The sequence below is a fragment of the Amycolatopsis sp. VC5-11 genome (assembly GCF_037034185.1).
GTDB lineage: Bacteria > Actinomycetota > Actinomycetes > Mycobacteriales > Pseudonocardiaceae > Amycolatopsis > Amycolatopsis nivea.
In genome coordinates, this window is the sequence record NZ_JBAGKF010000012.1 from 66,295 (window position 1) to 85,886 (window position 19,592).

The window sequence follows — 19,592 nt, forward strand, 5'->3', positions numbered from 1 at the left end:
TCTCCCATCAGACGCGCCGCTGCCAACCGCGCAAACTGCGGCAAGGCGCGCGCCAGCCAAGGCCCCGCTGAGCGAACTGCGGCTACGCGGCCACGGGCCAAGCGGGCCACGGCCGCGTGCATCCCAGCTCAACGGGCATCAGCAGAGCGCCGCGCAACTGACCGACCGGCGACTGTTCCCATCGCACCGAACCGCACGTCACCTGAACGAACGGATGCTTCATGATCGACGCAATCATCGCCGGCTGCGGTCCCACCGGCGCGACGCTCGCCGCCGAGCTGCGGTTGCACGGCGTGCGGGTTCTCGTGCTGGAGAAGGAAACCGAGCCGGTCCCGCTGGCCCGGATCGTCAGCCTGCACATCCGCAGCCTCGAGCAACTCGCGATGCGCGGGCTGCTGGAGCGGCTCCTGCCGCACGGACGGCAACGTCCGGTCGGCGGCATTTTCGCTGGCATCCCCGCACCCCCGCCCGCGGACCTCGACACCGCGTATCTGCTGGGCATCCCCCAACCGGTCGTCGTCCGGGAGCTCGAGGAACACGCCATCGAACTGGGCGCGGAGGTCCGGCACGGCTGCGCGATCGCCGGGTTCGAGCAGGACGAGGACGGAGTGACCGTCGAACTGGCTGACGGCGAACAGCTGCGAGCGAAGTACCTCGTCGGCTGCGACGGCGCGCGCAGCACCGTGCGCAAACTGCTCGGCGTCGGCTTCCCGGGCGAACCCTCGCGGACCGAAACCCTGATGGGCGAGATGCCCGCGTCCGCGCCGCCGGAGGAGATCGCCGCCAAGGTGGCCGAGGTCCGGCAGGCCAACAAGCGGTTCATGCTGGGGCCGGTCGAGGAAGGCGTCTACCGCGTCGTGGTACCTGCCGCCGGGCTCAGCTCCGAACCGCCCGTTCTCGAAGACTTCCAAGAACAACTGCGCGCCCTCGCCGGCACCGATTTCGGCGTGCACTCCCCGCGCTGGCTGTCCCGCTTCGGTGACGCCACCCGGCTGGCCGACCGATACCGCGTCGGCCGGGTGCTGCTGGCAGGCGACGCCGCGCACATCCACCCGCCCACCGGCGGACAAGGCCTCAACCTGGGCGTGCAGGACGCGTTCAACCTCGGCTGGAAGCTCGCCGCGCAGATCCGCGGCTCGGCCCCCGACTCCCTGCTCGACACCTACCAGGCCGAACGCCATCCGGTCGCCGCAGACGTCCTCGACAACACCCGCGCCCAGATGGAACTGTCGTCCGCCGAAGCAGGACCGCGGGCCGTGCGCAAGCTGCTCGCCGAACTGATGGACATCGATGAGGTCAACCGCCGCCTGATCGGGAAAATCACCGCGATCGACCTCCGCTACGACTTCGGCAAAGGCCCCGACCTGCTCGGCCACCGTCTCCCCGACCTCGACCTCAAGCAAGGCCGCCTCTACGACCGCCTCCACCAGGGCCGCGCACTGGTGCTGGACCGCACCGAACGACTGACCGTCGACGGCTGGACAGACCGGGTCGACCTCCTCGCCGACCCCGCCGCCGCCCTGGACGCCCCCGCCGTCCTCCTCCGCCCCGACGGCTACATCGCGTGGATCGGCGAGGACCAGCAGGAGCTGAACCACCAGCTCTCCCGCTGGTTCGGCCGGAGTGCTGCATAACAGAGGAGTAGCCGGAACCAGCGGGAACCGGACTCCCATCCCGCTGGTTCGGCACGCTCTCCCTTGGCAACCGCACTGCCGCGCCCCGCTCGGACCGGTGAGAAGCCGCACGCCCTCAACCACCGCTGAAAGACCGGCAGCCCAGACCGGCGAAGGCGAGACCTCAACGACCTGGCCGCTGAAAGCCACCCGGACCAGCAAAGTCGAGTCCTTACCGCCGCACCCGCTGAAACCACCCCTGGCCAGGGAAGGCAAGACCACAACCATCCCACCCACAGACCCCCGGACCAGGGAAGGCAGGACCTCGGCCGCCCCCTCAAGCGCGGCCTCTCGACCAGCCAAGGCCAACCCCGCCCGCCCGCCGGTCCCCCGAACAAGCCGCCCTCTGCCGCATAATCGCGACGTGCCGCTGACCCTCGATCTGAGCACCGGCGACCTCGCGGGCACCAGGCTCGCCGTCTCGCCGCTGTCCGAAACTGTCTCCGGCCTGCAGACCCTCGCCGGGTGCTGGGGCCGGACGCGGCACGAACGCTGGGCCCGCTGGGCGACGGCAGAGCTCGCCGCGCGGCCGCTGGACCTCCGGCGGACCTGGCCGTTGCTGGTCACCGGCCGGGCCAGTTGGCCGCAGTTCCTCCTGCCCGCCCCGGCGCGCGCGGCTAGCACGATCGACGAGGCGCTCGCCGCGATGTGCCGGACCACCCCGGGCGAGGTCCGGCGAAGTCTGCACGGCGTCTTCGGCGATCGCCTGCCAGGCCCGGCCCAGGCGCTCGCCGACGACCCTGCGGCCGGGTTGCGCGCCATCGCTGCCGAATTGCGCCAGGCGCACGACCGCCTGATCGCACCGCACTGGGCCCGGCTGCGCGCGGTCCTCGACGCCGACATCGCCTACCGCGCCAAACAATGGGCCGACGGCGGCGCGGGCCGTCTGTTCACCGACCTGCACGCCAGGCTGAACTGGCACGACGGCCGCCTCGTCCTCGACGGCGACAACCGTCCTTCGCCCGGACGCCCCGTCGGCGGGCTGGTCCTCTCCCCCGTCGTGCTCGGGCCGCCGTGGGTGATGATCAAACTGCACACCACCACCCAGACCACGATCCGCTACCCGGCGCGAGGCAGCGGTGCACTGTGGACAGCCGACGAGCGCCGTCCTGCCGGGCACGCGGTCCGCCTTCTGGGCCGGCGTCGCGCCGAACTGCTGGAGGCCCTGCGCTCCCCCGCCACGACCACCGACCTCGCCGAAGCCTTGCACGTGTCGCCGAGCGCGGTTTCGCAGCACCTCCGGGTCCTGCGCGACAACGGCCTGGTCACCGGGCAGCGGTCCGGTCGCACGGTCCGCTACCGCACCACCGAGCAAGGAATCCGCCTCCTGAGCCCCGGTTCGCCGACACATCAGCACCCCGAGGCGCGTCCAGTTTCGGATCCCACGACCGAGGCACAAATGTGACAACTCCACTCCGGATGCCACATCTCCGGAGTACGATCTCGCCGACCGCGACCAGCCTCGCGGAGAGGGGAAGCGGCGGGGATGAGCGACTGGCGGGTGCCCGGGTTCACTGAGGTCGACGTGCTCGGCGTGGGCGGCTTCGGCCGCGTCGTGCTGGCCAAGCACCAGGAATCCGGCCGGATGGTGGCGATCAAGTACCTCCTCGCGGAGTACCTCGCCGACCCGGACATCGCGGCGGGGTTCCGGCGCGAGGCGTGGCTGCTGTCCGGCGTCCGCAGCCCGCACGTCGTGCGGTTGTTCGACTTCGTCGAAACACCGCAGGGCGCCGCGCTGGTGATGGAGGCCGTGCCCGGCGTGTCCCTGCGCGCGCTTCTGGCGACGGAGAACGTCCTCGAACCGGAATCCGCGCTGGCCATCCTCAAGGGCTCCCTGCTCGGACTCGCCGACGCGCACGCCGCCGGGGTTGTCCACCGCGACTACAAGCCGGGAAACGTGCTGGTGTCGCAAGAAGGCCAGTCGAAACTGGTCGACTTTGGACTGGCCACTTTGGACGGCCACAATGGACTGACCGCAGGGTCGCCGTCGTACATGGCACCCGAGCAGTGGGCCGGGCAGCCGGGCCAGCCCGCCACCGACGTGTACGCCGCCACTTGCGTGTTCTACCAATGCATCACCGGACACCAGCCGTTCGAGGCGACCACCACGGACGAACTCCGCTCGCTGCACCAGATGGCGCCGGTGCCGCTGGACGCGGTACCCGAGAAACTCCGTCCGCTGATCGCGCGCGGGATGGCCAAGGACCCGGCGTGGAGACCGTCCACAGCGGATGCTTTCGTGTCCGAATTGGAAACCATCGCCCGCAAGGCCTACGGAAAGAACTGGGAGAAGCGCGGCTGGAAGCGCCTGGCCGCCGCGTCCGCCGCCCTGACCGCGCTCACCCCGCTGGCCCTCCTGGCCACCGCGGGCACCGCCGCCGCGCCGATCGGAGCGGGTGCCGGCGCGGTCGCGGCCGGGGCCGGGGTGCCGACCGCCACGGGCACCGGAGCCGGGGCGACCGCGGTGATCGTCGGCAAGGTCGTCGCGGTGCTGGTGGTCGTCAGCGCACTGGTCACCGGCGGAATCCTGGTCTTCAACCGCCAGGACGACCCGCCCGCGCCCGCGGCGCTCACCGTCGCGATGCAGACCGATTCCGGCCGCGACCAAGCGCTCCCGATCACCTACGACCTCCAGTATCCGCAAGTGTCCGGCGGACCGGACGCCGCGGTGCGGAAACGCGTCAACGACGCTTTGCGCGCCCCGATCGACAAACGGCTGAAGGCCATCCGCGACGCACGCGCCAATCCGGACTGGCGGCAGCAGTTCACCGACACCGGGGACACGCCCGCGGCGCACACGACCGCGCAGATCCTGCTGCAGACGCCGAGCCTGCTTTCCGTTCGCTACGACCACGGTCTCGATTCGAATGTCCTCTCCCACACGACCTGGCGTTTCCCGGAAACCGTGAACGTCGACCTCGCCACCGGGAACCCGCTCGGCCCCCAGGACATGTTCCGGCCCGAAGCGCTGACCGCGGCCGGGATGAAAACGCTGACCGACCGCATCGACCCGCACACCCAGGCCGGTTTCTGCCGGGAGCCGACCGTCGGCTACGACACCGGCCGGAAAACCACCGTCGACGCGGCGGACCGGGTCCCCAGCCGCGGGCACGTGCCCGCGACGCCGATCGGATTCACCAAGACCGGGGTCCAGTTCGAAATGGTGTGGTACGAACTGGGATGCGTCATGGCGGCCGGAAAAGAAACGGTCGTCCTCCCCTATTCCGAGATCAGCGACCTGCTGCAACCGAAACTCCTGACAATGCTGGGCGTCGGAGCGACTTCCCCGGCGCCCTCGACGCCGTCTTCGTCTGCCCCGGCGGCCAGCACCACCTACACCAACCCCCGGTTCGGCTTCACCACACGCGTTCCCCAGGGATATACCGCGGCACCGTACAGCCCGGAAAACGGCGACGGAATGACGTTCGCCAACAAGCCACTCCACGCGACCCTGACCGTCTGGGGCACCAACTCAGGCGGCCGCACCGTCGCCGCCGCACTGGCCGACGCGGCCGCCGAGACGGAAGCACAGTCCGGCCGGGTGACCTACCGCAAGGACGAAGGAGACCACTACTCGATTTCCGGCTATCAAAGCGACGGAATGATCTTCTACGAGATAGGTTTCTCCGGCCCCGGGTCGACGGCGACATTGCGCTGGGTCTATCCGCGCGAGCACAAAGCCGAACTCGACGCGCCGGTGAGCACTACCGCGGAGGCCTTCCGTCCGGGAGACCTCTCCCAGCCGCACTGACCCTCGGCCGCGAAACGAATCAGCCGAGACCGAGCAGCGCGTCGGCATTTCCGTGGGCGATCTTTTCCTGATCCTCGCGGGAAAGATGCGAGCCGGTCAGGAACGACACGGCGCCCTCGTTGCCGAGCATCGGGAAATCGACGGAATGGAGGATCCGGTCGGCGCCGACCGTGTCCGCGCAGTACCGGAGCTGGGCCTGGCTGAACATGCCGCTCGGGGTGATGAACACGTTGTCCCGGAAGTATTCGCGGAAGGTCCGGTCGAGCTTGGTCATCCGCCGGGGCATGCTCTCGTCCAGCCGGTCGAGGTAGAACGGGATGAATTCGCCCCAATGGCCGAGGATGAACTGCAGCCCCGGATAACGGTCGAGAACCCCGGTGAGCACCAGGTGCAGGAAGTGCACGGCGGTTTCCTGATGCCACCCCCACGCGGGGAGCCGGAGCGCCGCCGACACCGCGGGCGAGAGCCCTCCGGCGTAATTGGCTTCGCTGACCGCCGCCGGCGGCGGGGCCGGGTGCAGGTAGATCGGCACGGACAGGTCGCTGGCGGCGCGCAGAATGGGATCGAAGCGCGGCTCGTCCAGGAATTCGTCGTCGGTGCGCCCCATGATCATCGTGCCGACGAAGCCCAGTTCGCCGACGCACCGGCGCAATTCGTCCGCCGCGGCGGCGGGGACGGCCGTCGGCAGGGTGGCGAACGCGGCGAACCGGCCGGGAAACGCCGCGACCGCTTCGGCCATGGTGTCGTTGGCCGCGGCGGTCAATTCCGGTGCGACGTCCGCCGGAAGGAAAGTGTTGACCAGCGAGAGAACCTGCGTGGTGATGCCGTGCCGGTCCATGTCGGCGATCCGGGCGGCGCCCAGGTCCGCCAGGAGTTCGGGATGCCGCGGGTAGGGCATCCCGGTGTCCGGGTCGAACGCCGCGGCGTAGCCGGGCACGTGGTTCAGCAGATTCGGCATGCCGGCGGCGGTCACCGCCGGGTCGGTCCAGTGTTCTTCGAGCGTGACAATCCGCATCGCTGCCCCTGTTCGTCGGTCTGTCCCTCCACGATGGCCCCCGGCGAGCGATAAGCTCAAACACTTGTTTCTGATTCACTGATCAGTCCTGCTGATAGGAGACGGGATGGAGCTGCGGCACCTGCGCTATTTCGTCGCGGTGGCCGAGGAGGGCGGGTTCAGCGCGGCCGCGCGCACGCTGCACGTCGTCCAGCCCACGCTGAGCATGCAGATCCGGGACCTGGAGCACGAACTCGGCGGGCCGTTGTTCGAGCGCACCGGACGGCGGCCCCGGCTCACCCCGGCCGGCCAGGCGTTCCTGATCGAAGCGCGGCAAGTGCTCGCCCAGGCCGGACGCGCACAGGACGCCGCGCGGTCCGCCCTGCGCGGGGAGACCGGGAGCGTCCGGATCGGCGTGGCGGGCGCCGTGGTGTTCGGCGGCCTCCTGGCCGGTCTGATCCGCGAGTTCCACGAGGCACGTCCGCTCGTCCGGATCGAACTGCGGGAGGCGGGGCCGCAGGTTCAGCGCACGGCGATCCTCGCCGGCGAACTGGACGTCGGTTTCAGCGCGCTCCCGGCTCCGCCCGGCGAACCCCGGCTGGCCTCGGCTCCGGCCAGCTCGGTGTCGTTTCTGGTCGCGTTGCCCGCGGGGCACCGCCTCGCCCGGCACCGGACGCTGACCGTCGAGCAGCTCGCCGGGGAGGAACACATCGAGTACATCATCGGCGACGGCGACCTCGCGCCGCCGTGGCCGCGTCGGCGCGAGGCGGACCCGCCGTCCCGTTTTCGCGCCGACAGCACGCTGAGCGTGCTGGCACTGATCGCCGCGAAGGTGGGCATCGCGGTGGTCCCGGCGGGCGTGGAACGGGCCGCGGTCCCGGAAGTCGTGTACCGGCCGCTGGCCGAACCCGGCCGCGCGACCGACTTCCACTTGCTGCACCGCAGCACCGAACCGGCGCCGGCGGTGGCCGCTTTCGTCAACGCCTGCCGTCAGCCGTCGGCGCTCCGGCCGGGGCTTCCGGGCCGGGCGGACCCGTGAGACAGCCGGTTGCCTCAGGCGCGCGATGCGGCTCCGCGTGCACCGAGGGAAACCCTTGAGGGGCAAGACTTTCCCGACGCCTCGGGCGCGAAATCCAGTGGACGGACACCGGACGGCGTGGTCTGATCGAGGCGAACGTCCCGGGCCGCGGGGTGCCTGACCGAGAGACTTGCCTTTGCCCGCAACGCACTCCGCCGACGAGGCCTTGGTCAAGCGCCTCCTGGCCGCGCAACTGCCCGAACTGGCCGCCCTCCCGCTGTCGCGGCTCGAACCGGCCGGTTCGGACAACGTCCTCTACCGGCTCGGGGACGAGTTGTCCGTGCGCCTGCCGCGCGGCGAGTGGGCGGCGGGGCAGCCGGAGAAGGAATCCCGGTGGCTCCCCCGGCTCGCGCCGCACCTGCCGCTGGCGATTCCCGAGCCGGTCGCGCTCGGGACGCCGGGCGAAGGCTATCCGTGGCACTGGTCGGTGTCCCGCTGGCTGCCGGGCTCGCCCCCGGACATCGGCGGGCTCGCCTGCCCGGCCCGGATCGCGACCGAACTGGCGCGGTTCGTCGCGGCGCTCCACCGGATCCCCGCCGATCCCTCGCTCGCCGCCGGACCGCACAACGGGTTCATCGGCGCACCGCTCGCCCGCCGGGACGCCGAGACGCGCGCCGCGATCGCCGGGACCGCCGACGTCTTCGACCGCGCCGCACTGACCGCGGTCTGGGACGCCGCGCTCGCCGCACCGCCGTGGCCGCACCCGCCGGTGTGGGTGCACGGCGACCTGCACCCGGGCAATCTCCTGCTGGCGGACGGACAGATCAGCGCCGTCCTCGACTTCGGCGGACTAGGCGTCGGCGATCCGGCTTGCGACGCGCTGATCGCATGGACACTCCTCCCGCCTTCGGCTCGGGAGATCTTTCGCGCGGAGTCGGGCCTCGACGAGGACAGCTGGACGCGCGGGCGCGGATACGCGTTGAGCACCGGACTCAACGCGTACACCGCTTATGCGGCAACGAATCCCCGCGTGGCCGCGAGCACGAGGTACCAGATCACGGCGACGCTGGCGGACTTCCAGCGTGCCTGATTCCGCACCCCAGCTCGCCAATATCCGACAAATCCGGCACCCGCTGTTGCTCCATTCGGATGATCGACAACTTTCTCGCCCGGCATCCGCCCCCTGTCGCACCTAGCCTCGACGGACCCGGCGGCCGCAGACTGTCCCGCGTCAGCGAGGCCCGGCTCCGCGGCCGGTTCCGACATCGTTGTCGGCGGGGCGGCGCCGCGGGACGGCACGGCTGGACGAGAGGAAGATCGATCGATGGCTGATCGGATCACCGAAGAGGGCCAAGGCAGCCCGGAGAGCCCCCGCGAGGCGGCCTCGGGCGAGGCAGCGGCGGGGAATGCGGTCCCGGCGGAGGCTGCCGAGCGCACGGCGACCCCGGCCGAAGCCACCTCACGCACGACGTCCCCGGCCGAGTCGAGCGCAGGAGGCGCGACCGCACACGCGACGGCACCGGGCGAGGCAACCGACCGCACGGCGACCCCAGCCGAAGCCACCTCGCGTACGACGTCCCCGGCCGGATCAGGCGCAGACCCGGCGGCGCCGGCCGAGGCAACCAACCGCACGGCCACCCCAGCCGAGTCGAGCGCAGGAGGCGCGACCGCACATGCGCCGACGCCGGGCGAAGCAACCGACCGCACCGCGACCCCAGCCCAAGCCGCACCGGGCAAGGCGGCCGCAGGCGAGGCGATCTCAGGCGAAGCCGCCGCGCCCGCGCACACAGCCCGCGCAACCTCAGGCGAAGCCGAACCGCCCGCGAACACCCCCGAAGCAACCCCGCCCCACACCACCCCTGGCACAGCAGCAACCCCCGCCAGCGACCCCAAAAAGCTGCGCTCCCGGCACATCACCATGATCGCCCTCGGCGGGATCATCGGGGCCAGTCTCTTCGTCGGCTCCGGCAACGTGGTCCGCGCCGTCGGGCCCGCCGCCGTCGTCTCCTATCTCATCGGCGGGCTGCTCGTCTTCCTCGCGATGCGGATGCTCGGCGAGATGGCCGCCGCGCGGCCCGCGATCGGGTCGTTCATGGAGTACGCCCGGGTGGGGCTCGGCGAGTGGGCGGGATATCTCGTCGGGTGGCTCTACTGGTACTACTGGATCGGCGTGATCGCGTTCGAGGCGGTCGTCGGCGGGTCGGTGCTCGGCGGGTGGTTCCCGGACGTGCCGCAGTGGGTGTTCTCGGTGGTGCTGCTGCTGTTCTTCACCACCACGAACCTGGTGTCCGCGCGGTCGTTCGGCGAGGTCGAGTACTGGCTGGCGAGCATCAAGGTCGCGGCGATCATCGTGTTCCTCGCGGTCGGCGCGCTGTTCGCGTTCGGGCTCTGGCCGAAGGCGAGCTTCTCGATCCCGAACCTCTGGCAGCACGGCGGGTTCGCGCCGAACGGCTGGTGGCCGGTGCTGAGCGGCGTCGCGATCGTGATTTTCTCCTACTTCGGCACCGAGATCGCGGTGATGGCGGCGGCCGAGTCCGAGGATCCGGCCAAGGGCGTGCGGCAGGCGGTCGTCACGGTGATCTGGCGGATCCTGCTGTTCTTCGTCGGCGGCGTGCTGCTGATCGTCACCATCGTCCCGTGGAACCAGCTGCCGAATCCCAAACAGGAGGGGCCGTTCGCGCACGCCTTCACGCTGTTCGGGCTGCCCGGCGCCGGTCTGGTGATGAACGCGGTCGTGCTCACCGCCGCGTGTTCGGTGCTCAATTCCGGGCTCTATTCCGCCGGACGCATGTTCTCCGCGCTCGCCGAGAAACGGCTGGCCCCGCGCGCGGTGGCGAAGAAGAGCAAGTCCGGCGTGCCGGTCGTCGCGGTGGCGGCTTGCACGATCGGCGGGTACATCGCGGTCTTCGTCAACTTCGTCGCGCCCGACTCGGGCATCTTCGACTTCATCATGAACTCCGCCGGACTGGTCGCGCTGTTCGTGTACTCGTTCATCGCGTTCACCCAGATGCGGATGCGGCACAACATGACGCCGGAGGAACGCGCCGGGCTGAAGCTCAAGATGTGGCTGCACCCGTGGCTCGGCATCCTGACCGTCGTCGGCGTCGTGGCGATCATCGTGGTCATGCTGCTGACCGACGACTCCGCCCGCACCCAGGTGTGGACCAGCATCGTGTCGCTGGCCGTGATCGCCGCGTTCTGGCCGCTGGTGCGCAGGCAACTGCGCAAGAGCGCCGCGAAGGAGAACTGAGGACTCCGGGCGGCCGGAGGACAACCCGGGAACGCGCGGCTTAGGCTGTCGCGGTGACTGCGCCGCAGGTGATCGCCGGACGCTACCGGCTCGAGGAACGCCTCGGGGCCGGCGGGATGGGTGTCGTCTGGCGGGCGAGCGACCTCGAACTGCGCCGGACGGTCGCGCTCAAGCGTTCCCTCGACGGCGACGAACCGCAGATCCGCCGCGAGGCCCGGCTCGGCGCGGCGCTGCAGCATCCGAACATCGTTGCGGTGTACGACTCCGTTTCCGACGGCACCGACCGCTGGCTCGTCATGGAGTACCTCCCGGCGCGCAGCTTGGCCGAGATCGTGCACACCGACGGCGTCCTCGCTCCCGAACGGGCCGCGGCGATCGGTGTGCAGATCGCGTCCGCGCTCGCCGCGATGCACGCGCGCGGCATGGTGCACCGCGACCTCACGCCGGGCAACGTCCTGGTCGCCGACGACGGCACCGCCAAACTCGCCGACCTCGGCATCTCCCGCGGGCACGAGGTCACGCTCACCGACAGCGCCCGCGTCGGCGGCACCGCCGGGTACCTCGCGCCGGAGGTCGCGAACGGCGAAGCGGCCACCGCCGCGTCGGACGTCTTCTCGCTCGGGGCGACGCTGTTCGCAGCTGTCGAGGGCGATTCTCCTTGGGGCAGCGGCGAAAACGGGCCGTTCGCACAACTGCGCCGGGCCGCGGAAGGAACTCCTGAGCCGCTGCGCAACGCTCGTGTGCTCGGGCCCGCGTTGCAGGCAATGCTCAGCCGTCAGCCGGAAAAACGCCCGACCGCGGTCGAGGTCGAGACCTTCCTGCGCGGTGCGCCAGTGCCGCGAGCGGCGAAGAAATCCCGGCGTCCCGTGATCATCGGCGCGGCGCTTGGCGCGGTTGTCCTTCTGGCGGCCGGGTTTCTGATCTTCACCCGCGACGACGCCCCGCCCGCGAACGCGACCGCCGCGCCGCCGGCGCAAGACCTGTTAGGCGACCCGCACACCGCGGATCCGTGCTCGCTGCTGTCGGTGAATTCGCTGAGCCAGTACGGCAAAGTGTTCCTCGAACCGAACCTCGGCACGTTCGCGCGCTGCGACCTGAACACGAGCCTGCCCGACCGCAGCGGCACGATCGTGACCAGCCTGGAACTGTCCGAACCGGAGCAGTACCCGCAGGTGCCGCCGGTCCGGGGGAAGCTCGGCGAGATCCGGCGGCCGAATCCCGACGCCGGGAAATGCCGTCGCTCCTTCACACTGCCGGACCTCTCGGTCGTCACGGTGAGTTCGGTCCGCTCCGACGGCGCGGCCGCACCGCAACTGTGCGCGATGGCGGACGCCGTCGTCGGGGACGCCTACGCGCGCGTCGCCCGCGGCCCGATCGCCCGCCGGGCCCAGCCGTTCCAGCCGGGTTCGCTGGCGCGGACGGACGCCTGCACGTTGGTGGACGACGCCACGCTCCGCCGGACCGTCGGTCCGGACTACCCGGTCGACCGGCATTTCGCGAACTGGGCCTGCTCGTGGGGACACGACGCGAAGTCGGTCGACCTGTACTACGACCGCCAGTGGCCGCTGGCCGAGGATCCGCCGGACGGCCAGACGCGCACGACCGTCGGCGGACACCTCGCGTACGTCGATCCGCATGAGAGCGAAGGCGACACCTGCGACGTCACCCTCGTCCACCGCACCTACTCGCCGACCCTCCCGCCGCTCGAAGGCACTCCCGAACAACGAGACGAAGTCGTACTCGTCGAGATGACCGACGAAGCCAGCAAAGGAAACCTCACCGCCATCTGCGACACAGCGAAATCTGTCGCCGCGGTCGTCGCGACCCGCCTGCCCTAGAACGGACGGCCGCTCAGCGAACGCCGCGAGATCGGGAAGTCGAAGTAGGTGTCCGGGAACGTCTCCGGCTGGAACGTGTAGTGCCACCATTCCTCGGGCAGGTTCTTGAACCCGGCCCGCTCCAGTCCGTGCAGCAGGAGCATCCGGTTGTCCCGTTGTTTCCCGACGATCCGCGGGTCGAGGGTGTGCGCGAGGGTGTCGAAGCAGTCGAAGCCGGTGCCCATGTCGATCGAGTTGTCCGGGAATCGCTCGGCTTTCGGGCCGTAGCACGGGGTCAGCGGCTCGCCGGGGCGGTACGGCCGGGTCGGGAACGCGGGGAGCCGGACGAGCGTCAGGTCGACCGTGCTTCCCCGGCTGTGGCCGGATTTCGCCGCGATGTAGCCGTCCGCGAAGAGCCGGTCCTTCTCCACGCGCGGGTAGAACTCGTCCTTCATCCGCAGGTCGGACAGGTCCTCGGCCCAGCGCACGAAGTTGTCGACCGCGCGCTGCGGGCGGTAGCAGTCGTAGACCTTGAGCGTGTAGCCCTGGCGCAGGAACGACAGCTGCGCCTTGTGCAGGGCGACGGCGGCGTCCCGGGTCAGGATGCACATCGGCTGCCGGTACCCGTCGACCGGCGCGCCGGTGAAGTTGTGCGGCGTGATGTACCGGATCTCCTGCACGATGGTCGGATCGACGTCGCGCAGGGCGACGAATTCGTGCGGCGCCTTGGGCTCCGGTGCGGCCAGCGCCGGCGGTGCGGCGACGAGACAGGTCAACAGGCTCATCGCGGCGACTGCCAGGCCGCGCATCATCTTTCCGCGCATAGCCGGATTGCTTACCACAAGATCGCGCCGAAGTCCCCGGATGCGGAGCGAAACCGCACCCGGGGAAGACCGGCTCAGTAGTCCCACACCGCCGGCACGAAACGGAACGCGTTGCCCGCGACCGCCACGTGGCAGACGGACGGGAACGGCAGGTGCGTCGCCACCAGCTGCTCGCCGCTGGCGGCCAGCTCCGTCAAAAGCCGGATCCGGACCCGGGCCGATTCCTCGGGGTCGTGCTCGAACCCGTTGTACCAGTCCGGATTGTCGAACCCGGGCTGGAAGACCGCGTCGCCGGCGAACGTCAGCCGTTCGCCGAGGGATTCCAGCCGGACGATGCTGTGGCCGGGAGTGTGCCCGCCGGTGCGGCAGATCCGCACGCCCGGCGCCACCTCGTGCTCGGTTTCGAACGGCCGCAGCTGGCCGCGGTACACGTCGAGGAACCGCGTGGCCGTCGTGCGCAGCACCTCCGGGATCGGCTCCGGCATGACCGTCCGCGAGAAATCGGGCGCCTGCCAGAATTCCGCCTCCGCCGACGCGAGGTGCACCTGCAGATCCTCGCGCAGCCGGCCGCGCAGGCCCTCGACGAGCAGCCCGCCGATGTGGTCCATGTGCAGGTGGGTGAGCACGACGTCGGTCACCGACGACGGGTCGATCCCGGCCGCGACGAGCCGCATCGCCAGCTGCCCGGCGCGCGGGAAGCCCGGGAATTCGGTGCCGAGACCGGAATCGATCAGCACCGTCCGGCCGCCGCTGCGCACGACGGCGACGTTCAGCGGCCAGTCGATCATCTCCGGCGGCAGGAACATTTCGCGCAGCCACGCGGCCAGATCGGCCCGGTCGGCGTTGGTGGCCAGCGTTTCGGCGGTGATCGGCAGCACGCCGTCGCTGATCACCAGCACTTCGATGTCGCCGACCTTCAGCGCGTACCGCGAAGGGACCGCCTCGTCGAGACGGGCGGAAGGGGCCAAGCTCATGGGTTCTCCTCGGGAGTCGCACAGCCAGATCGTCGGCTAAGACCGGACGGCCGCCCGGTTTGTGACAACCCGCCGGAAAAAGGTGCTCTCGCCCAGGATCCGGTTCCGCGGCGATCAGGCCTGCGGAGCTTTCGAGGCCTTCCGCACCACGCGCCGCTGACCGTCCGCGTGCAGCATGGGCTCGAACCGCGACCGGGCTTCCTCCGCCAGTTCGGCGCCGAGGTCCGCCTCGTACCGGCTCCCCGCCGCGGCGATCCGCAACCGGTCGCCCCGCGTGCCGAGGCCGGTGATCCGGTTCCGCGCCACCGCCAGCAGCTGGACGCCGTGCGTCAGCGGCCGCCGGCCCAGCACATGGCGGACCACCACCAGCTCCTGCCGCGTCAGCACGACGAACGCCGCCGGCCGGGATTGCTGCCACAGCCAGCGTTGCGGGAGTTCCGGTTCCGCGCCGAGGTAGCGCGTATGCCGGGGATGTCCGAGCGCCACCAACGGCGACGCCGGGAGCCGCTCCCAGCCGAGGGCGGGCGGGCCCGCGTGCGCCGGTTCCGGCGCGCCGGGGCGGTGCGCGCGCGAGCGGACGTGGGTCAGGAGGTCGGCGACCGCGGGCCACGCCCACGAGCGGTAGCGGAAAACCAGTGTCGTGCGGACACCGGTTAGCACCAGGCACGCGTGCTTCCCCGCCATCGCGTGCTCGACCGCGATCAGCTCCGGGTACGGGATCGCGCCGACGATGCGCGGGTACGGCAGGTCGTCGACCCACAGCGCCACCCCGCGCGCGCCCGCGCCCAGCGCCTGTTCCGGCGTCCACACCACGCCGTCGCCCGACGGCCGCGTCGCCGACGGGGCCAGGACCACCTCGCCCGGACCGACCAGGTCCGCGAGGTCCTCCGCCGCCGCGCCCGGCCGGGACCAGCGGGAAGGCGGTTTGGTGTCGAGCCGGTCGGCGAGGTCGCGGCCGACCTGGATCTCCCACGGCTCGGCCGCGGCACTGAGCGCGGCCCGCGCACCGCCGATGCCGGACATGCGAGCCTCCTGCCGCCGCGGGAGCCGGGCCAGGCGCCCGGTGCTTCCAGCGTATACACCGCCGCGGAGCCGGTTCTCATTCCGGAGTTCGCCCGGGTGGGACCCAGATCACCCGAATGCCGCAACCAGCTTCGACCATGCGCCCTGGCCCGCCGCGCCCCTAGAATCGGCGGTGCGGCACCGGAGCCACACCGTCCTTTGTGGACACGATGCCGCGCGGTCAGCCGTCGACCCTGGAGGGAACCTCGTGTCCGCACCGGAATCCGTGCAGATCGTCACCGCCCGGCGCATCGTGACCATGACCGGCGCCGAACCGCCTGCCTTCGCGATGCGCGGCGAACGGATCGTCGCGCACGGTGCCGTCGCCGACCTGCGCGGCGAGTTCCCGGGCGCGCAGCTGCACGATTTCGGCGACGCCACCGTCATCCCCGGCTTCAACGACGCCCACCAGCACCCGACCGTCGTCGCGGCGCAGTCCTTGCAGGTCGACCTCTCGCCGTCCCGGATCAGCTCGACCGCCGACCTCACCGCGGCCCTGCGCGAACAAGCCGCCGCGACGCCGCCCGGCGAATGGGTCATCGGCTGCGGCTACGACTCGTTCCGCAGCAACGGCGGCCGCGAACTCACCCGCGCCGAGCTGGACGAAGCCTGCCCGGACCACCCGGTGCTGGTCGTGCACGTGACCCTGCACGCCGGCGTCGTCAACTCCCCCGGCCTCGCCCTCGCCGGCCTCACCGACGCGAGCGAACCCCCGCCCGGCGGTCACCTCGGCCGCGACGCCGCCGGCCGCCTCGACGGCGTCATCCACGACCAAGCCCTCTACGACCTGGCGTTTCCCGCCTTCACCCCGCGCCCGACGATCGTGCAGGACCCGTCCACCGAGGTCCTGGCCGCCGCCTTCACCCGGCACGCCGCCGCGCTGCACGCCGCGGGCATCACCTCGGTCGGCGACGCGCTGGTCGGCCGCACCGAATGGCAGGTCCTGCGCCACCTGGCCGACCAGGACCAGCTCACCCTCCGGGTCAACGCGCTGGCCGCCTACGACCACTTCGACTACTTCCGCGCCCTCCCCGACGCCCCGCTCACCCCGGAAACCCGGCTGCGCCTCGGCGGCGTCAAGACCTTCGCCGACGGCGCCGTCAATGGCGGGACCTGCCTGGTCGAACAGCCCATCGAAGGCACCGACAGCTACGGATTGGAGCGCGTCAGCGCCGCCGAACTGGCGGACACCGTGCGCCACGTGCACGACGCCGGCTGGCGAGTCTGCGTGCACGCCAACGGCGACCGCGCGATCCGCCGGGTCCTCGACGCCGTGGACCAGGCCCAAGTCGCGAACCCGCGCGAGGATCCGCGGCACCGCATCGAACACTGTTCCATCATTGACGACGAGATCCTGAAGCGCATGCGCGACCACGGCATGGTCGCGGTGCCGTTCGCGAACTACGCCGCCGCGCACGGGGACAAACTGACCAAGTACTACGGGGCGGAACGCGTCGAGCGCATGTTCGCCCACCGCTCGATGCTCGACGCCGGGGTCGCCGTGGCCGGTTCGTCCGACCATCCGTGCGGGCCGTTCCCGCCGCTGTACGCATTGCGCAGTTGCGTCACGCGGCTGGCCCCGAACGGCGAGGTGTTCGGGCCTTCGCAGCGGATCAGCGTGGAGGCCGCGCTCGGGATTTACACGACCGGGTCGGCTTACGCGTCCGGCGAGGAGGCGACCAAGGGACAGCTCGCGCCGGGATTCCTGGCCGATTTCGCGGTGCTGGCGGAGGATCCGTTCGCAGCTGATCCGGAGGCGCTGGACCGGGTGCGGGTAAGGGAAACGTGGGTCGGCGGGGAGCGGGTCTGGTCAGCGTGATTTATCGCCGGAAATTCGATATTTGCAAGATTAATCGAACCGGTTAGCGTTTTCTTTATGAACGCTGTCGTCGTCCGCGCCACGCCCGAATCCGTGCCACAGCTCGTCGCCTCGGCAACCGGCCTGTTCGCCGAGGACGGCGGGCGGCGGGATCCGTACCTGGATGTCGCGTGGCCGCGCCGCGAAGGCGCTGCTTACTTCGCGGACCTGGTGCGCCGCAACGATTCCCTGTGCCTGCTGGCGTACTCCCCCGCAGGCTCCGCGATCGGCCACCTGATCGGCCGGATCCGCCGCCCCGACCCGCTCCGGCCGGACGCGGTGGTCGGCGTGCTGGAGAGCCTGCGCGTCGACCCCGCGCATCGCGAGACCGGTGTCGCGACCGCCTTGACGGAAGAATTCTTCGCGTGGGCCAGGAAATCCGGTGCGAATCAAGCCAGCGTCACCGCCTACGCGGCCAACGAATCCGCTATCAGCTTCTACCGCGGGCGCGGTTTCGCCCCGTTCGAACTCACCTTGCACGCGCCGATCTAGCCTTACAGGGTCAAATATCCCTGCGCGAACCCCGCAGCCACGGCCGCCGCACGATCATTGACGCCGAGTTTCGCGTACACGTGCAGCAGGTGCGTCTTCACCGTTGCCTGGCTGATGAACAACTGCTCGGCCGCCCGACGGTTCGACGCACCCTTCGCGATCAGCTGCAGGACCTCGATTTCGCGTTCCGACAACAGGTCCGCCGCCGGTTGCCGCAGCTGCCCCATCAGGCGCGTCGCGACCGTCGGCGACAGCACCGCTTGGCCCTGCGCCGCGGCTTCGACCGCGCGGAAAAGCTCCTCCCGGGGCGCTTCCTTCAGCAGATACCCGGTGGCTCCCGCTTCGATCGCCGGGAGGACGTCGCTGTCGGTGTCGTACGTCGTCAGCACCAGGATTCGTGCGGGGACACCGCGTTTCGCCAGTTCCTTGATCGCGGTGACGCCGTCGGTTCCCGGCATGCGCAGGTCCATGAGGATCACGTCCGGGCGAAGCTGCTCGCCGGCCGTGATCGCGGTGGCTCCGTCCGCGGCCTCGCCGACTACCTCGAACCGCGGGTCGGCGCCGAACATGCCGCGCAGGCCGTCGCGCACCACCGGGTGATCGTCGACGATCAGCAATGAAATCACCGCGCACCTCCGGCCGGAATGGCGGGCACGGTCGCCGAGATCGCCGTGCCGCGGCCGGGTTCCGATTCGATGTCCAGGCGTCCCGCGAGGCGTTGCACCCGCTGCCGCATTCCGGACAGTCCGAAGCCGCCGTTCGTGGAACCGTTGGCGCGCTTGACATTCGGTTCGAAGCCGACGCCGTCGTCGCGGACGTCGAGAGTTACCAGGTCTGGCATGTACGACAAGGTCAGGCCCACCCGCTTCGCTCGCGCGTGTTTCGCGACGTTCGACAGCGCTTCTTGAGCCGTCCGCAGCAAGGCCACTTCGACGTCGGTGTGCATGGGGCGGGCGTCACCGGTGGTGGTGAGCACGGCGTCGACGCTGTTGGCCGCCGACCAGTTCCTGGTCACCTCGCCGATCGCCTCCGGGAGCCGGGCTTCGGCGAGCACCGACGGTTCGACGGAGTGCACCGTCCGGCGCGCCTCGACCAGGCTTTCCCGGGCCAGGTTCGTCGCGTTCGCCACGTGGCGGCCCAGCGCTTCCGGTTCGGCTGCGGTTTGCTCGGCGGCTTGCAGCTGGGTCAGGATTCCGGCCAGGCCCTGGGCGAGGGTGTCGTGGATTTCCCGCGCCATCCGCTGCCGTTCGTCCAGGACTCCGGCCTCGCGAGCCTGGACCAGCAATCGCGCGTGCAGTCCGGCGTTCTCGGCCAAGGCGGCTTCCAGTTTGCGGTTTGCCTCGTGCAGCTCCGCAAGCGCCTGTTTCTGCAATTCGTTCCGCTGGTAGGCCATGTCCACGAAATAAAACACCGCTCCCGCCAGCGCGATCGAAAGCACGCTGACGCCCAGCCACACCCACCAGAGGTTTTCCGCGTCGATCTTGGCGATTCCGCCCAGGAAGGCCATTGCCGAGACCAGCGCGGTGGCCGCGGCGCCGGCGTATCGCCAGCGTCCGGTCAGGTACTGGAATGCCTGCGGGTAGCCGACAAAGGCGAACAGGCCGTACCACGGCGCGAGAGCTGCCAAGCCCGCCGTGATCGCCAGCAGGCCCGCGTAATATCCGGCCCGCAATGCGGGTGGATGGAGAGTGTGAAACCACAGCAGCCACAGGGCGGCAGCGGCGGAAAGACCCAGTACGACCGGAAGATCCGCGGGCAACTGTAGAAACGTAATGCTCACGCTCACCGCGAGAAGGACGTACGGCAGTACGCTGAAGGTCGCCGTCTGTGCGCGTTCCCAGCGGTCGAACTCTTCGCGCAGCTCCCCCTCGATGCCCAC

General features: G+C 70.5%; 15 protein-coding genes. 9 read left to right on the plus strand and 6 right to left on the minus strand.

Going from position 1 to position 19,592, the window contains the following annotated elements; all coding sequences use genetic code 11:
- Positions 1 to 221: 221 nt before the first annotated feature.
- The 3 genes from WA670_RS29840 to WA670_RS29850 all read left to right on the plus strand — a co-directional run bounded on the left by WA670_RS29840 (position 222) and on the right by WA670_RS29850 (position 5,424).
- Positions 222 to 1,634 carry an FAD-dependent monooxygenase gene (locus WA670_RS29840; protein WP_336159531.1) on the plus strand — a complete coding sequence of 471 codons (1,413 nt, stop codon included), beginning with the start codon at positions 222 to 224 and terminating at the stop codon, positions 1,632 to 1,634.
- 403 nt (positions 1,635 to 2,037) lie between these two features.
- Positions 2,038 to 3,078 carry an ArsR/SmtB family transcription factor gene (locus WA670_RS29845; protein WP_336159532.1) on the plus strand — a complete coding sequence of 347 codons (1,041 nt, stop codon included), beginning with the start codon at positions 2,038 to 2,040 and terminating at the stop codon, positions 3,076 to 3,078.
- Between the two features lie 81 nt (positions 3,079 to 3,159).
- On the plus strand, positions 3,160 to 5,424 hold the full coding sequence (locus WA670_RS29850) for a protein kinase domain-containing protein (protein WP_336159533.1): 2,265 nt from the start codon (positions 3,160 to 3,162) through the stop codon (positions 5,422 to 5,424).
- A gap of 19 nt (positions 5,425 to 5,443) precedes the next feature.
- On the opposite strand, the gene WA670_RS29855 is transcribed toward WA670_RS29850, so the two are convergent.
- Positions 5,444 to 6,439 carry an amidohydrolase family protein gene (locus WA670_RS29855; RefSeq protein WP_336159534.1) on the minus strand — a complete coding sequence of 332 codons (996 nt, stop codon included), beginning with the start codon at positions 6,437 to 6,439 and terminating at the stop codon, positions 5,444 to 5,446.
- Between the two features lie 106 nt (positions 6,440 to 6,545).
- Here WA670_RS29855 and WA670_RS29860 point away from each other — a divergent pair, with 106 nt between their 5' ends.
- From WA670_RS29860 to WA670_RS29875, 4 genes are all read left to right on the plus strand, one after another.
- Positions 6,546 to 7,457 (plus strand): LysR family transcriptional regulator, encoded by a 912-nt coding sequence (locus WA670_RS29860; RefSeq protein WP_275292838.1) that lies wholly within the window; start codon positions 6,546 to 6,548, stop codon positions 7,455 to 7,457.
- 169 nt (positions 7,458 to 7,626) lie between these two features.
- Positions 7,627 to 8,526, plus strand: a complete 900-nt coding sequence (locus tag WA670_RS29865) for an aminoglycoside phosphotransferase family protein (protein ID WP_336159535.1) — start codon at positions 7,627 to 7,629, stop codon at positions 8,524 to 8,526.
- A gap of 234 nt (positions 8,527 to 8,760) precedes the next feature.
- Complete coding sequence (locus WA670_RS29870) at positions 8,761 to 10,686, plus strand: amino acid permease (RefSeq protein ID WP_442893136.1); 1,926 nt, start codon at positions 8,761 to 8,763, stop codon at positions 10,684 to 10,686.
- 53 nt (positions 10,687 to 10,739) lie between these two features.
- On the plus strand, positions 10,740 to 12,524 hold the full coding sequence (locus WA670_RS29875; protein ID WP_134731030.1) for a serine/threonine-protein kinase: 1,785 nt from the start codon (positions 10,740 to 10,742) through the stop codon (positions 12,522 to 12,524).
- Here the strand turns inward: WA670_RS29875 and WA670_RS29880 are convergent.
- The 3 genes from WA670_RS29880 to WA670_RS29890 form a co-directional block, all read right to left on the minus strand.
- The gene (locus tag WA670_RS29880) at positions 12,521 to 13,327 is read right to left on the minus strand and encodes a M15 family metallopeptidase (protein ID WP_336159536.1); all 807 of its coding nucleotides are present in this window, start codon (positions 13,325 to 13,327) and stop codon (positions 12,521 to 12,523) included. The genes WA670_RS29875 and WA670_RS29880 overlap by 4 nt on opposite strands.
- Before the next feature lie 74 nt (positions 13,328 to 13,401).
- Positions 13,402 to 14,301 carry an MBL fold metallo-hydrolase gene (locus WA670_RS29885; RefSeq protein WP_336159537.1) on the minus strand — a complete coding sequence of 300 codons (900 nt, stop codon included), beginning with the start codon at positions 14,299 to 14,301 and terminating at the stop codon, positions 13,402 to 13,404.
- Positions 14,302 to 14,415: 114 nt separating this feature from the next.
- Positions 14,416 to 15,324 carry a hypothetical protein gene (locus WA670_RS29890; RefSeq protein ID WP_336159538.1) on the minus strand — a complete coding sequence of 303 codons (909 nt, stop codon included), beginning with the start codon at positions 15,322 to 15,324 and terminating at the stop codon, positions 14,416 to 14,418.
- 247 nt (positions 15,325 to 15,571) lie between these two features.
- On the opposite strand from WA670_RS29890, the gene WA670_RS29895 reads away from it, so the two are divergent.
- Together WA670_RS29895 and WA670_RS29900 are read left to right on the plus strand one after the other, a co-directional pair.
- Positions 15,572 to 17,182: an amidohydrolase gene (locus WA670_RS29895; protein WP_336159539.1), complete on the plus strand. Its 1,611-nt coding sequence runs from the start codon at positions 15,572 to 15,574 to the stop codon at positions 17,180 to 17,182.
- A 57-nt stretch (positions 17,183 to 17,239) separates the two neighbouring features.
- On the plus strand, positions 17,240 to 17,713 hold the full coding sequence (locus WA670_RS29900) for a GNAT family N-acetyltransferase (RefSeq protein WP_134662317.1): 474 nt from the start codon (positions 17,240 to 17,242) through the stop codon (positions 17,711 to 17,713).
- Positions 17,714 to 17,715: 2 nt separating this feature from the next.
- Here the strand turns inward: WA670_RS29900 and WA670_RS29905 are convergent, their stop codons facing one another.
- Positions 17,716 to 18,339, minus strand: a complete 624-nt coding sequence (locus WA670_RS29905) for a response regulator (protein ID WP_037813102.1) — start codon at positions 18,337 to 18,339, stop codon at positions 17,716 to 17,718.
- Positions 18,336 to 19,592 carry a sensor histidine kinase gene (locus tag WA670_RS29910; RefSeq protein WP_336159540.1) on the minus strand — a complete coding sequence of 419 codons (1,257 nt, stop codon included), beginning with the start codon at positions 19,590 to 19,592 and terminating at the stop codon, positions 18,336 to 18,338. Before WA670_RS29910 ends, WA670_RS29905 begins: the two co-directional genes overlap by 4 nt.

Excerpts from the sequence above, each read along its gene's own strand:
- WA670_RS29900 (WP_134662317.1), top strand. The coding sequence starts at position 17,240 with ATGAACGCTGTCGTCGTCCGCGCCACGCCCGAATCCGTGCCACAGCTC.
- WA670_RS29885 (WP_336159537.1), bottom strand. The coding sequence starts at position 14,301 with ATGAGCTTGGCCCCTTCCGCCCGTCTCGACGAGGCGGTCCCTTCGCGG.
- WA670_RS29850 (WP_336159533.1), top strand. The coding sequence starts at position 3,160 with ATGAGCGACTGGCGGGTGCCCGGGTTCACTGAGGTCGACGTGCTCGGC.
- WA670_RS29840 (WP_336159531.1), top strand. The coding sequence starts at position 222 with ATGATCGACGCAATCATCGCCGGCTGCGGTCCCACCGGCGCGACGCTC.
- WA670_RS29870 (WP_442893136.1), top strand. The coding sequence starts at position 8,761 with ATGGCTGATCGGATCACCGAAGAGGGCCAAGGCAGCCCGGAGAGCCCC.
- WA670_RS29860 (WP_275292838.1), top strand. The coding sequence starts at position 6,546 with ATGGAGCTGCGGCACCTGCGCTATTTCGTCGCGGTGGCCGAGGAGGGC.
- WA670_RS29890 (WP_336159538.1), bottom strand. The coding sequence starts at position 15,324 with ATGTCCGGCATCGGCGGTGCGCGGGCCGCGCTCAGTGCCGCGGCCGAG.
- WA670_RS29880 (WP_336159536.1), bottom strand. The coding sequence starts at position 13,327 with ATGCGCGGAAAGATGATGCGCGGCCTGGCAGTCGCCGCGATGAGCCTG.
- WA670_RS29855 (WP_336159534.1), bottom strand. The coding sequence starts at position 6,439 with ATGCGGATTGTCACGCTCGAAGAACACTGGACCGACCCGGCGGTGACC.